At 67.6% G+C, this 12,850-nt stretch carries 9 protein-coding genes; 5 read left to right on the top strand and 4 right to left on the bottom strand.

Translation table 11 applies throughout. The features are described 5' to 3' along the window. Positions 1 to 40: 40 nt before the first annotated feature. The gene (locus tag AC1PZ7_RS16560; protein ID WP_482356300.1) at positions 41 to 2,056 is read right to left on the bottom strand and encodes a hypothetical protein; all 2,016 of its coding nucleotides are present in this window, start codon (positions 2,054 to 2,056) and stop codon (positions 41 to 43) included. Between the two features lie 154 nt (positions 2,057 to 2,210). Between AC1PZ7_RS16560 and AC1PZ7_RS16555 the strand changes: the two genes are divergently transcribed. The 3 genes from AC1PZ7_RS16555 to AC1PZ7_RS16545 all read left to right on the top strand — a co-directional run bounded on the left by AC1PZ7_RS16555 (position 2,211) and on the right by AC1PZ7_RS16545 (position 5,582). Beyond that, on the top strand, positions 2,211 to 4,490 hold the full coding sequence (locus tag AC1PZ7_RS16555; protein ID WP_482356299.1) for an NADP-dependent malic enzyme: 2,280 nt from the start codon (positions 2,211 to 2,213) through the stop codon (positions 4,488 to 4,490). Positions 4,491 to 4,861: 371 nt separating this feature from the next. Continuing rightward, positions 4,862 to 5,074 carry a cold-shock protein gene (locus AC1PZ7_RS16550; RefSeq protein ID WP_482356298.1) on the top strand — a complete coding sequence of 71 codons (213 nt, stop codon included), beginning with the start codon at positions 4,862 to 4,864 and terminating at the stop codon, positions 5,072 to 5,074. Positions 5,075 to 5,366: 292 nt separating this feature from the next. Beyond that, on the top strand, positions 5,367 to 5,582 hold the full coding sequence (locus AC1PZ7_RS16545; protein WP_013165949.1) for a cold-shock protein: 216 nt from the start codon (positions 5,367 to 5,369) through the stop codon (positions 5,580 to 5,582). A 164-nt stretch (positions 5,583 to 5,746) separates the two neighbouring features. On the opposite strand, the gene AC1PZ7_RS16540 is transcribed toward AC1PZ7_RS16545, so the two are convergent. The 3 genes from AC1PZ7_RS16540 to AC1PZ7_RS16530 form a co-directional block, all read right to left on the bottom strand. After that, positions 5,747 to 6,283 (bottom strand): GNAT family N-acetyltransferase, encoded by a 537-nt coding sequence (locus AC1PZ7_RS16540; RefSeq protein ID WP_482356297.1) that lies wholly within the window; start codon positions 6,281 to 6,283, stop codon positions 5,747 to 5,749. Positions 6,284 to 6,306: 23 nt separating this feature from the next. Next, on the bottom strand, positions 6,307 to 6,705 hold the full coding sequence (locus tag AC1PZ7_RS16535; protein ID WP_482356296.1) for a GFA family protein: 399 nt from the start codon (positions 6,703 to 6,705) through the stop codon (positions 6,307 to 6,309). Between the two features lie 115 nt (positions 6,706 to 6,820). Next, entirely contained in the window at positions 6,821 to 10,525 is a 3,705-nt protein-coding gene (locus AC1PZ7_RS16530) for a vitamin B12-dependent ribonucleotide reductase (protein WP_482356295.1), read from the bottom strand. 561 nt (positions 10,526 to 11,086) lie between these two features. On the opposite strand from AC1PZ7_RS16530, the gene AC1PZ7_RS16525 reads away from it, so the two are divergent. Both AC1PZ7_RS16525 and AC1PZ7_RS16520 read left to right on the top strand, forming a co-directional pair. Continuing rightward, positions 11,087 to 12,274 (top strand): MFS transporter, encoded by a 1,188-nt coding sequence (locus AC1PZ7_RS16525; protein WP_482356294.1) that lies wholly within the window; start codon positions 11,087 to 11,089, stop codon positions 12,272 to 12,274. A gap of 90 nt (positions 12,275 to 12,364) precedes the next feature. Next, complete coding sequence (locus tag AC1PZ7_RS16520) at positions 12,365 to 12,778, top strand: NADH:ubiquinone oxidoreductase subunit NDUFA12 (protein WP_482356293.1); 414 nt, start codon at positions 12,365 to 12,367, stop codon at positions 12,776 to 12,778. The last annotated feature ends 72 nt before the right edge of the window (positions 12,779 to 12,850 follow it).

Genomic DNA, 12,850 nt, shown 5'->3' with positions numbered 1-12,850 from the left:
GGGCCGAGCCCGAGGATGCGGGACGAGGAGACGGGGACGCTTACGGCGCGTCGAGCGTCTCGACATTGAGTTCGTCGACGACGCCGAGCGGGTTGTCGCTCATCAGCGCCTCCACGATCATCATCACCGGCAGCGTCTCGCCGCGCGGCGTGATGCGCAGGCCCAGCGTGCTCATCGGCTTCTGCACGAAATTGACGAAGGCCTGCACCGCCGGGCCGAGCTCGGGCCGGTCGGTCACCGCCTGGGCGAGCAGAAGGTCGGCGAAGCCGGCAATGAGCTGGCGGATTTCCGCCGCGCCGATGCCCTGTTCCTTGGCGGCTTCTTCCAGCTTCTGCTCGTAGAGGCCGGCATCGGTGATGGTGATGTCGAGCGCGGCGAGATTGACCTGCGCCGCGCCGGCGAGCGCCTCGTCCGGCTGCGGCGAGAAGACGGAATCATCCACATCGCTCAGCGAAAGTTTCGCGGTGACGGAGAAGGCGTCGGACACTTCGAGATAGATCGGGTCGACGGCAACGGTGCCGTCCGCCTCGTTCCAGGCGGCGCCGATATCCATGGCGACACTGACCCGCTGCATCTGGTCCGGCACCAGCGCAAAGGCCGAGTTGGCGCGGCTGACCGCGTCGGTCGGGCCGGTCATGCGCAGCGTGGCCGAGAAGCGCGTCGGCAGTGCGTCCGGCTCGCCGGTCCAGGAGACCGCCAGCCGGTCGACCGTAACCGGCGCGCCGTTCTCGGTCGGGACCTCGGCGTCGTCTATCTCGAACCTGGCGACCGTGTTGAAGAACGGGGCCGGCCAGTCGGACAGCGTGTCCGTTCCGCGCGCCATATCCGCCGCGAGCGTCATCATCGTGCCGGGCCGGAGGCCGCCCACGCTCAGCCGCGCGACATGGAAGCTCTGCCCGTCGGCCTCCGCTCCCCTGAGCTGTTCCATGGAGATCTGTTCCAGCCGGCCGGCGTCGAGCGGGCCCGCCTTCAGCGAGGCGAGCGAGGCCTTGCTGCCGTCCGCCGCCGTGCCCTCCAGCCCGTCGAAGACGACGGAGCCGATCTGCAGCCCGTCATCATAGACGGTGGCGATGGCCCGCATCATGTCGGCGACTTCCTCGGACGAGGGATTGGTGCCCTGCGCCGCGTGCTCCTGCATGCGCTGGCCCATGGCGAGCAGTTCCTCGGCCGGGATCGCCGAGGGCTGGATCGCGAGGTCGGTGATGGTCAGCTTGTTCCAGCGCTGCGCCAGCCCGCTATCGGTCGTGATGTCGTAGCCGTCGACCGAGACGGTGCCATAGACGGTGAGGAAGCGATCGGTCGCGCGCCGCCGCTCCGGGTCGAGCAGCAACAGCATGGCGGCGAGGTCGACCACTTCGGCGTCGATTCGGCCCACCGAGCCGCGCCCGGCATAGTCCGGCGCGCCGCCGACGGTGAAGCGCGAGGGCTCGATGACGGCCTTGGCGAAGCGCCCATTGGCCAGTCCCTCGAAGCTCGCCGCGCCATGGATGACGTCGGTCTCGATGCGCGTCTCGCCGGCGCCGCTGCGCGTCGACACGGTGGATTGCGGGATGGCGACGCGCTCGGCCTTCACCTGCTCGAAGAAGGCGAGGGCGATCTGCCAGGGCGCGGCGCCGGTAGTTCCGGGGGCGCCGGCGCGCGTCGTCTCCGCCGGCATTTCGAGCGCCGTTATGTCGATGCGCGGGGCGCGGTAGCTGGCGGCGATGGCGGGCGCCAGCGGCAATGGGCCATCGAAGGCGAAGCCCTCGATCTCGACCTTTTTGGCGACCAGATGCGCGGCGTCGGGCTGCCCGAGGCCGGTGGCGCGGAAGGCGGCGATCTTCAGCGAGCCCTGCTGGGCGGCATCGATGGACAGGTCGCGCAGCTCGAAGCGCCCGGCGAACAGGTCATAGCTTGCCGCGCCGGCCTCGGCCTTGAGGCCATTCGCCCTGAGATCGGCCAGAACGGCGTCGACCTGGCTGCGGGCGAGATAGCCGACATAGAAGGTGAAGCCGAAATAGCCGCCGACGCCGGCAACAAGGAGGGCGACGAGAGCGACGACGAATGTCTTGCGCATGCGGAGGAGACCTGAGAGGGGCGGCGGGGGCCGGATCGCCCGGTGGGCAACATAATCCAACCACCGAAAGGCGAGCATTACAAAATGGGAAAGACATTGTACGGCAGAGCAGAATCCCTATGCTCCGCCGCCAAGCTCCGGGGAAGGAAACGCTATGGCCTCGTATATTTCCGATGATCTGCGCTCGGGCGCGATGTTCTATCACCGCATGCCCCGGCCCGGTAAGCTGGAGATCCAGCCCACCAAGCCGCTCGCCAACCAGCGCGATCTCGCACTCGCCTACACCCCCGGCGTCGCCGCGGTCTGCGAAGCCATCGCGGCGGACAAGTCGCTGGCCGCGGAACTGACCACCAAGCAGAACCTCGTCGCCGTCGTGTCGAACGGCACCGCCGTGCTCGGTCTCGGCAATATCGGCCCGGAAGCCTCCAAGCCGGTGATGGAGGGCAAGGCGGTCCTCTTCAAGAAGTTCGCCGGTATCGACGTCTTCGACATCGAGATCAACGCGCTGGAGCCGGACCACGTGGTGAGCGTGGTGGCGGCGCTGGAGCCGACCTTCGGCGGCATCAACCTCGAGGACATCAAGGCCCCCGAGTGCTTCGAGATCGAGACCCGGCTGCGCGACATCATGAACATCCCGGTGTTCCATGACGACCAGCACGGCACGGCGATCATCGTCGTGGCGGCCGTCGTCAATGCGCTGTTCCTCGGCGGCAAGAAGCTGGAGGAGGTGAAGATCGTCACGTCCGGCGCCGGCGCGGCGGCGATCGCCACGCTGAACCTGCTGCGCTCCATGGGCGCCAAGCGCGAGAACATCTGGGTCACCGACATCGAGGGCGTGGTCTATGAGGGCCGCGAGAAGCTGATGGACCCCTATAAGGGGGTGTTCGCCCAGAAGACCGATCTGCGCACCCTGGCCGAGGTGATCGACGGCGCCGACATCTTCATCGGCCTGTCCGCCGGCGGCGTGCTGAAGCCGGAAATGCTGAAGGCGATGGCCGATCGTCCGCTCATCATGGCGCTGGCCAACCCGACCCCTGAGATCATGCCCGACCTCGCCCGCGATGCGCGGCCCGACGCCATGATCTGCACCGGCCGTTCGGATTTCCCGAACCAGGTCAACAACGTGCTGTGCTTCCCCTTCATCTTCCGCGGCGCGCTCGATGCCGGCGCGACCACCATCAACGAGGAGATGAAGGTCGCGGCGGTCAACGCCATCGCCGAGCTGGCGCGCGAGACGCCCTCCGACGTCGTCGCCCGCGCCTATGGCGGGGAGACGCCGGTGTTCGGCCCGAACTCGCTCATTCCCTCGCCCTTCGATCCGCGCCTCATCCTGCGCATCGCGCCGGCGGTGGCCAAGGCGGCGATGGATTCGGGCGTCGCCAAGCGGCCGATCGCCGATTTCGACGCCTATCAGGAACAGCTCGACCGCTTCGTGTTCCGCTCCGGCCTGGTGATGAAGCCGATCTTCACGCTGGCCAAGCAGGCGCCCAAGCGGGTGATCTATGCCGAGGGCGAGGACGAGCGCATCCTGCGCGCGGCGCAGGTGGTGGTGGAGGAGGGGCTCGCCCGCCCGATCCTCATCGGCCGTCCCTCGGTGATCGAGACGCGCCTGGAGCGCTTCGGCCTGTCGATCCGGCCCGGCCGCGAGTTCGACCTCATCAACCCCGAGGACGATCCGCGCTACCGCGATTATGTGACGACCTATGTCGAGCGCACCGGCCGGCGCGGCGTGACGCCTGAGCTCGCCCGCACGCTGGTGCGTACCACGCCGACCGTGATCGCCGCCCTGGCGGTGGTGCGCGGCGACGCCGACACCATGCTGTGCGGCGTGGAGGGGCGCTTCATCCGCCACCTGCGCCACATCCGCACCATCATCGGCCTCGCGCCGGGCGTGCGCGACCTGGCGGCGCTGTCCATGCTGCTGACGCAGAAGGGCGCCTTCTTCCTCTGCGACACGCAGATCCAGCCGGACCCTTCGGCCGAGGATCTCGCCGAGATGGCGCAGCTCGCCGCGGCGCATGTGCGCCGTTTCGGCATCGAGCCGAAGGTGGCGCTGCTCTCGCACTCCGACTTCGGCAGCCGTGACGATGGCAGCGCGCAGAAGATGCGCCGCACGCTCGACCTGGTCCTGCAGCGCGCCCCCGACCTGATGGTCGATGGCGAGATGGAGGGCGACAGCGCGCTGGTGCCGGAAATGCGCGAGCGTGTGCTGCCGGGTTCACGCCTGCAGGGCGTGGCCAACATCCTCGTCATGCCCAATCTCGATGCCGCGAACATCGCCTACCAGATGGTGAAGGTGTTCGGCGACGCGCTGCCGGTGGGCCCGATCCTGCTCGGCCCGGCGCAGCCGGCGCATGTGCTCACGCCTTCGGTGACGGCGCGCGGCATCGTCAACATGACCGCCATCGCGGTGGTGGAGGCGCAGGGCGCCTGACGAGCCGGCGGCTCTCATGGCCGCAGGCCGTGCGCCTGCGGCCGCCGCGCCGGCTGCGGCCCGCAATGACACGGTGCGTGGGCCGCGCAGTGCCGGTGGATCGCCGCCTCTGCCGGTGACGACGGGGCCGGCGAGCCGGTCCCGCGGGACGTGACGTTAGGTTAGATTTCTCTCTTCCGAGCGGTTTTGTGCTCGGAATGTGGCGGCATCTGCCGTGGAAATGACACATTTTTGACCAAGCTGTGCGCAGCGCGAATTTGGCCAAATGACTGGCTGCCCGGCGGGTGAGCGGTTGCTTTGCGAAAGTCGGCTGGAATTCGGCAAGCCGCCTGGTTTGCCGGCTGTCTCACAGGTCTCGAAGGTTCTTTCTAATGGCGGATACCGGCACGGTTAAGTGGTTCAACGAGCAGAAGGGCTACGGCTTCATCCAGCCCGATAGTGGCGGCAAGGACGTGTTCGTCCATATCAGCGCAGTGCAGCGTTCGGGCCTTCAGGGCCTGCGCGACGGCGAGAAGGTTTCCTTCGAGCTGCAGACCGACCAGCGCTCCGGCAAGACCTCCGCAGTCAATCTGCGTCCGGCCTGAGCGAGTGATCAATTGACGGACCGGACTATTCTGTCCGTTTAGATCGAATACAATGTCGTCGTTCCACCGTGGGACGGCGACATTTCTGCTGGCGACCTCCTGCTTGCCCCCTCGTCGCCCCTTGCAATGACAGCCATTCGCGTTAGTCTCCTGCGCAGACTTTGGCTGGACTCTGGGCCGTTTCACCTCGCGAATGCCAGGTGCACGTTCAGCTCTTCTTCCAAATTCGACCCAGCGGCGGGAACCGCGCGTTTTCGCTGAATGTGCAACCTCGATACGTGAGACTACCCTAATGTCTACCCAGACCGGCACCGTGAAGTGGTTCAACGACCAGAAGGGCTATGGCTTCATCCAGCCCGATGGCGCGGGCAAGGACGTGTTCGTCCACATCAGCGCCGTGCAGCGTTCGGGCCTGCAGGGCCTGCGTGATGGCGAGAAGGTTTCCTTCGAGCTGCAGACCGACCAGCGCTCGGGCAAGACCTCGGCGGTCAACCTGCGCGTCGGCTGATCGGCCATTGGACCGGGGTGTCGGCGGCTGACAGGCGGCTGGTGCTTCGGACGTGAAACGGAAGAGCCGTCGGCCCCCGGGCCGGCGGCTTTTTCGTGTCCGGGCCGTTCGCGCTTCCTTTGGCGATGCGTCGGGCGCGCGTCCGCCTTGTGGAGGACAATGCTTTAGGGTGCGGCGGGGCGGGGGCGTTCGAGCAGCACCATGGGATGGCCGTTATAGGCGCCCTGCCGGAAGGCGACGAAGCCCAGCTTGCCCGCCACATGCAGCGAGGCGGCGTGGTTCGGGTGGATCATGCAGGTGATCCGCGTCCCGATACCGTGCAGGTCGGCCCAGCCGAGGGCGGCGCGCATCGCCTCCTCGGCCAGCCCCTTGCCCTGCGCGGCGCCGGCCAGCGCCCAGCCGGCCTCCATCGTGCCCTCGATGGAAGGCGTCAGCCCGCGCTTGAGATCATGGAAACCGGCCTCGCCGATGAAGGCGCCGGTGGCGCGGTCCTCGACGGCGAAGAAGCCGAAGCCGAGATGGTGCCACAGCCCGATCTGCCGCAGGAAGCGCCCCCACGCCGCCTCGCGGGAAATCGGCACGCCGCCGATGAAGCACGTCACCGCCGGCTCCGCCCACATCGCCGCATAGGCTTCGAATTCGTCGAGCCGGTATGGGCGCAGGACAAGGCGCGGCGTGTCGAGAGTGGGGATGAAGGGCATGGTGGGCTTGGCCGTTGGAGTGTTCAGGCTGACCGCCCGTCGAAGGTTGCCGGCGCGAGCTGGCCGGGATCGACTCCCTCCAGCGTGCGCACATTGATCGCCACCATCGGCGTGCCGTCCGGCGCATCGGCGCGGGAGAAGGGCTGGACGCCGCAATCGGTGCAGAAGAGATGGCGGATGACATGCTGGTTGAAGCGGTATTCCTTCAGCCGGTCCTCGCCGGATTCGAGCGAGAAGCTGGCGGCCGGGGTGAAGGCGAGGATCAGCCCCTTGGTCGCGCAGATCGAGCAGTTGCAGGCGATGGTTTGCGCGAGGTCGAGGTGCGCCGTGAAACGCACGGCGCCGCAATGACAGGAGCCTGCATGGCTGCGCGCCGCCGGGGCCTCGCGGGTCTCCGCCTGGTCGCTCCGATCCTGAGACATGCGTTCCTCCCGGCTACTTCTCGCTGGCGCGCACCTTCGGCCACGCAGTCGTGAGGGTCAAATGCAAACGGCCGGGGAAGCGCCCCGGCCGTTCGTTCATCCGATGAGTTGCCGATCAGCTGCAGCCGGTCGTCGAGCCGCAGGTCTCGCACTTCAGGCAGGTGCCGTTGCGCACCATGGTGAAGTTCTGGCACTCGGGGCAGGCTTCGCCCTCATAGCCCTTGGCGCGGGCGATGGCGCGGGCTTCCGCCTTGGTCGGGCCGCTCGCGGCCACCGGGGCCGGGGCGGACCAGGGCAGGGCGTCGGTGTCGCCCACCACCGCCTCTTCCTCGTCCAGCGGATCGGCCTTGAGCGCGGTGGCGCCCTGGATGCCGCCGCGCAGCGCGGTGACGTTGGACGCCGTCGGGAGGGGCGTGCCGGCCGGCACCACCATCAGGCTCACATTCTTGCCGCGCATCAGGCCCTTCGACACCATGCGCGAGGCGGCGGAGGTCGGCGAGGCCTTGCCCTCGTCCACGCCCTTGCCCAGCGCGTCGAAATGCGACTCGCCCGGCTCGACATGGCCGAGCTCGTGGCGGCCGAGATAGGACACCGCCAGCTCGCGGAAGATGTAGTCGAGGATCGAGGTGGCGTACTTGATCACCTCATTGCCCTGCACCGGGCCCGCCGGCTCGAAGCGGGTGAAGGTGAAGGCGTCGACATACTCGTCCAGCGGCACGCCGTACTGAAGGCCCAGCGACACCGAGATGGCGAAGTTGTTGATGAAGGAGCGCAGCGCCGCGCCTTCCTTGTGCATGTCGATGAAGATCTCGCCGAGGCGGCCGTCATCATATTCGCCGGTGCGCAGATAGACCTTGTGGCCGCCGACCACCGCCTTCTGGGTGTAGCCCTTGCGGCGGTCCGGCATCTTCTCGCGGTCGCGGATGGCGACGACGCGCTCGACGATCTTCTCGACCACCTTCTCGGTGATCTGGGTGGCGCGGGCGGCGGCGGGCTTGTCCAGCAGCGCCTCGATCGCGTCCTCCTCGTCGTCCTCGTCGGCGATGAGCTGCGAGTTCAGCGGCTGCGAGAGCTTGGAGCCGTCGCGGTAGAGCGCGTTGGCCTTCAGCGCGAGGCGCCAGGAGAGCAGATAGGCTTCCTTGCAGTCCTCGACGGTGGCCTCGTTCGGCATGTTGATGGTCTTGGAGATGGCGCCCGACAGGAAGGGCTGCGCCGCCGCCATCATGTGGATGTGGCTGACCACCGACAGGTAGCGCTTGCCGATGCGCCCGCACGGATTGGCGCAGTCGAACACCGGGTAGTGCTCGGTCTTGAGGAAGGGCGCGCCCTCCAGCGTCATCGCACCGCAGACATGGATGTTGGCGGCGTCGATGTCCTTCTTGGAGAAGCCGAGGAAGGGCAGCAGCTCGAAGGCCGGGTCGGCCAGCTTGTCGGCCGGCACGCCGAGCTTGGCCAGCGCCTCGTCGCCCAGCGTCCAGCGGTTGAACACGAACTTGATGTCGAAGGCGGCCTTCACGCTGCCGTCGATCTTCGACAGCATGGCGTCGTCGAAGCCCTTGGTGCGCAGCGTCGAATGGTTGATCGCCGGCGCCTGGGTGATCGAGCCGTGGCCGACCGCATAGGCCTCGATCTCGGCGATCTGGCTCTCGGAATAGCCGAGCGTGCGCAGCGCCTCCGGCACGGCGCGGTTGATGATCTTGAAATAGCCGCCGCCGGCCAGCTTCTTGAACTTCACCAGCGCGAAGTCGGGCTCGATGCCGGTGGTGTCGCAGTCCATCACCAGGCCGATCGTGCCGGTGGGCGCGAGCAGCGTGGTCTGGGCGTTGCGGTAGCCGTGCTCCTCGCCGAGCGACAAAGCGAGATCCCAGGTCGCCTTGGCGCGCTCCACGAGCCGCGGCTCCGGCACCTTGGCGTGGTCGAGCGGGACGGGGTTGGTGTTCAGCCCCTCATAGCCGCCACGCTCGCCATAGGCCGCCCGGCGGTGGTTGCGGATGACGCGCAGCATGTGCGTGGCATTGGGCTTGTATTCCGGGAACGGGCCCAGTTCCTTCGCCATCTCCGCCGAGGTGGCGTAGGCGACGCCGGTCATGATGGCGGTCAGCGCGCCGCAATAGGCACGGCCCTCGTCGGAATCATAGGGGATGCCCGAGGTCATCAGCAGGCCGCCGATGTTGGCGTAGCCGAGGCCAAGCGTGCGGTAGTCGTAGGAGAGCTTGGCGATCTCCTTCGAGGGGAACTGCGCCATCAGGATCGAGATTTCGAGCACGACCGTCCACAGCCGGCAGGCATGCTCGTAGCTCTCCACATCGAACGTGCCGTCCGCGTTGCGGAACTGCAGCAGGTTCAGCGAGGCGAGGTTGCACGCCGTGTCGTCGAGGAACATGTACTCCGAGCACGGGTTGGAGGCGCGGATCGGGCCGCCCGCCGGGCTCGTGTGCCAGTCATTGATGGTGGTGTGGAACTGGATGCCGGGATCCGCGCAGGCCCAGGCGGCGTGACCGATCTTCTCCCACAGATCCGCTGCCTTGAGCGTCTTGGTCACCTTGCCGGTGATGCGCGAGGTCAGGTTCCAGTCGGCATCGGCCTCGACGGCGGTGAGGAAGGCGTCGTCGACGCGCACCGAATTGTTCGAGTTCTGGCCCGAGACGGTGAGATAGGCCTCCGAATCCCAATCGGTGTCGTAGATCGGGAAGTCGATGTCGGTGTAGCCCTGCTTGGCGAACTGGACGACACGGCGGATGTAGTTCTCCGGCACCTGCGCCTTCTTGGCGGCGCGGATCTCGCGCTTCAGGGCGGGGTTCTTTTCCGGTTCGTAGCAGTCGTCGCCTTCACCCTCGCAGTTCACGCAGGCCTTCATCACGGCCTTCATGTGCCTGGCGACGGTCTTGGAGCCGGTGACGAGGGCGGCGACCTTCTGCTCCTCCTTCACCTTCCAGTCGACATAGGTCTCGATGTCGGGATGGTCGACGTCGACCACCACCATCTTGGCGGCGCGGCGGGTGGTGCCGCCCGACTTGATGGCGCCCGCCGCGCGGTCGCCGATCTTGAGGAAGCTCATCAGGCCGGAGGAGCGGCCGCCGCCGGAAAGGCGCTCGCCCTCGCCGCGCAGCGCGGAGAAGTTGGAGCCGGTGCCCGAGCCATACTTGAACAGGCGCGCCTCGCGCACCCACAGGTCCATGATGCCGCCCTCGTTCACCAGATCGTCGGAGACCGACTGGATGAAGCAGGCATGCGGCTGCGGGTGCTCATAGGAGGATTTGGAGCGGGTCAGCTTGCCGGTGACGTAGTCGACGTAGAAATGGCCCTGGCTGGGGCCGTCGATGCCATAGGCCCAGTGCAGGCCGGTGTTGAACCACTGCGGCGAGTTCGGCGCGGCCATCTGCATGGCCAGCATGTAGCGGTGCTCGTCGAAGAAGGCCTGCGCGTCCTCCTCCGAATCGAAATAGCCGCCCTTCCAGCCCCAATAGGTCCAGGTGCCGGCGAGCCGGTCGAAGACCTGCCGGGAATCGGTCTCGCCGACGAAGCGTTCCTTCTCGGGGAGCGCGGAAAGCGCCTTCTCGTCGGCCGCGCCGCGCCACAGGAAGGAGGGGACGGTCTCTTCCTCGACCTTCTTCAGGTGCGCGGGGACGCCGGCCTTGCGGAAATACTTCTGCGCGATGATGTCGGTGGCGACCTGCGAGAAGTGCTCGGGAACGTCGATCGCCTCGAGACGGAACACCACCGACCCGTCCGGATTTCGGATCTCGCTGGTCGCCTTGCGGAACGCGATGTCCGCATAGGGAGAACGGTCGGCCTTCGTGTAACGGCGCTCGATGCGCATGGTCTTCGTCCCCGGTTCGCGGCGGACCTGTCCGCGGCCCGCATGTCGACATTCAAATGGCTCGGATCTCCGTCCGCGCCCGCCTGACTTGCCGACAGCGGCGATCGGCTGAACGCCGCGCCTTGTCGGTTATCCCTGGCACGCATCAAACGTCCGCCGATGCTCGTCATCGGCGGCGGAGTCCGCCTCAATCTGGATTGCGCCGTCCGCAAAACCAACGCTGCGTCCGACGGGGCCCAAACTGGCCGACTCCCCCTTTTTCGTCAACCTTCCGTCACAAACTCTAGTGTGGAGGGTATGAAAAATATCTAAATGTAGATGGTGGCGGCGGTCGGAAATTTCCACTCGGAAGCCGTCAATCGAGCGTGGATTCGCTTCCGGAGTCCAGCACGAATGCGCGCATCGCGCGGGACCGGTGGAGAGCGGGGAAGACGGGCATGCCGCATGCCGCCAGCGCATGGCGGACCCGCGGGCCGTGCTATCTGACCCACCGGTATCTGGACAGCGCGTCCGTCATTCCTCAAATGGCGTGCTCCCGCCATCCTTGCCCCGGCTGCGCCCATGACACCCTCGACCGACGCGGCGCCCGCGACCGGCGCCTTCACCTTTTTCCTGCTCGCGCTGGCGGCTGGGCTCGGCGCCGCGAATCTCTACTACGCGCAGCCGCTTGTGGCGCTGATCGCCGACGACATCGGGCTCGACGAGACGCTGGCCAGTTTCGTCGTCACCGTTGGTCAGGTTGGCTACATCGTGGGGCTGCTGCTGCTGGTGCCGCTCGGCGACATCGTCGAGAACCGGCGACTCATCGGTTCGATCCTCATCTGCGCCGCCGCCGGGCTCGGGCTGGCCTTCGTCTCCACGGCGCCCTCGCTGTTCCTGCTCGCGGCGCTGACCTATGGCGTGGGCTCGGTGGTGGCGCAGGTCGCCGTTCCCTTCGCCGCCCACCTGGCGCGGCCAGAGGAGAGGGGGCGCAAGGTCGGCAGCGTGGTCAGCGGCCTGATGACCGGCATCCTGCTCGCCCGGCCGGCCTCCAGCATGCTCGCGCACTGGTTCGGTTGGCGCGCGGTGTTCCTCCTCGCGGCACTGGCGATGCTGGCGCTGGCGGTCGGGCTGCGCGCGGCGCTGCCGCCGCGCCGTCCGGGAGGGCGGGCAACCTACCGGCAGCTCGTCGGCTCGCTCTGGCCGCTGATGCGCTCGCAGCCCGTGCTGCGCCGGCGGGCGGCCTACCAGGCGGCGATGTTCGGCGCCTTCACGCTGTTCTGGACCGCCGTGCCGCTGCTGCTGGCGACGCCGCAATTCGGGCTCGGACAGGAGGGAATCGCGGTCTTCGCATTGGCCGGGGCGGCGAGCGTGGTGATCTCGCCGGTCGCCGGCTGGCTCGCCGACCGCGGCTTCTCCCGCGCGGCGACCGGCGCGGCGCTGGCGCTGGCGATCGCCGGCTTCCTCGTCACCGAACTCGGCGTGGCGCTGTCGTCGGTGGTCGTGCTCGCCATCGGCGCGATCGTGCTCGATCTCGCGGTGACGGCGAATCTCGTCTTCGGCCAGCGCTCCATCTTCATGCTGGCGCCGGAGATTCGCTCACGGCTCAACGCGCTCTACATCGCCACCTTCTTCTTCGGCGGCGCCCTCGGCTCGGCGCTGGCCAGCCCGCTCTACGAACTGGCGGGCTGGGGCGCCGTCACCGTGGCGGGGATCGCCATCACCGCGCTGGCGCTCGCCTATTACGCGAGCGAATTCCGTCGCCGGTAAACTGCGGCCAAACCCGCTGGCATGCTGGACACCGGGCGGCGCGGGTGGCATGTTCCGGCCGAGCTTTGAGCCGCCGCAGGGACGAATTCCGTGAAGCTTTCCGACTTCATCACCGAGACCTTCACCTGGTGGAACGGCCAGACCATGGGCACGCGTTTCCATACCTGGCGCCACGGTGAGTTCGTCGGGGATGACGAATTCGGCAACCGCTACTACCGCACCAAGGGCGGCAAGATCGACCCGGCGCTCGGCTTCGAGCGGCGCTGGGTGATCTTCAACGGCTATGCCGAGGCGACCGCGATTCCGCCCGGCTGGCACGCCTGGATGCACCAGCGCTCCGACGTGCCGCCGAGCCAGGAAGACTACGTGCCGTATGAGTGGCAGAAGCCGCACCGGCCCAACCCGACCGGCACCGCCAATGCCTATCACCCGCCGGGCTCGACGCTCGGCTTCGGCCATCGCCCCGCGGTGACGGGCGATTACAAGGCCTGGACGCCCGAGTGACCTCCTTTCGTCCGGCGGCGTGCGCGAGGCTGCTCGCGGCATTTTCGTGCCCGCCCCGACATCGCCGCATTG

Source organism: Ancylobacter sp. TW_SC_1 (assembly GCF_056836805.1).
This window is presented reverse-complemented; position numbering and strand designations above follow the sequence as displayed.

What these genes read in the sequence shown, in the direction of transcription:
- AC1PZ7_RS16535 (WP_482356296.1), bottom strand. Translation starts at nt 6,705, where the DNA reads ATGTCTCAGGATCGGAGCGACCAGGCGGAGACCCGCGAGGCCCCGGCG.
- AC1PZ7_RS16550 (WP_482356298.1), top strand. Translation starts at nt 4,862, where the DNA reads ATGGCGGATACCGGCACGGTTAAGTGGTTCAACGAGCAGAAGGGCTAC.
- AC1PZ7_RS16540 (WP_482356297.1), bottom strand. Translation starts at nt 6,283, where the DNA reads ATGCCCTTCATCCCCACTCTCGACACGCCGCGCCTTGTCCTGCGCCCA.
- AC1PZ7_RS16555 (WP_482356299.1), top strand. Translation starts at nt 2,211, where the DNA reads ATGGCCTCGTATATTTCCGATGATCTGCGCTCGGGCGCGATGTTCTAT.
- AC1PZ7_RS16560 (WP_482356300.1), bottom strand. Translation starts at nt 2,056, where the DNA reads ATGCGCAAGACATTCGTCGTCGCTCTCGTCGCCCTCCTTGTTGCCGGC.
- AC1PZ7_RS16545 (WP_013165949.1), top strand. Translation starts at nt 5,367, where the DNA reads ATGTCTACCCAGACCGGCACCGTGAAGTGGTTCAACGACCAGAAGGGC.
- AC1PZ7_RS16525 (WP_482356294.1), top strand. Translation starts at nt 11,087, where the DNA reads ATGACACCCTCGACCGACGCGGCGCCCGCGACCGGCGCCTTCACCTTT.
- AC1PZ7_RS16530 (WP_482356295.1), bottom strand. Translation starts at nt 10,525, where the DNA reads ATGCGCATCGAGCGCCGTTACACGAAGGCCGACCGTTCTCCCTATGCG.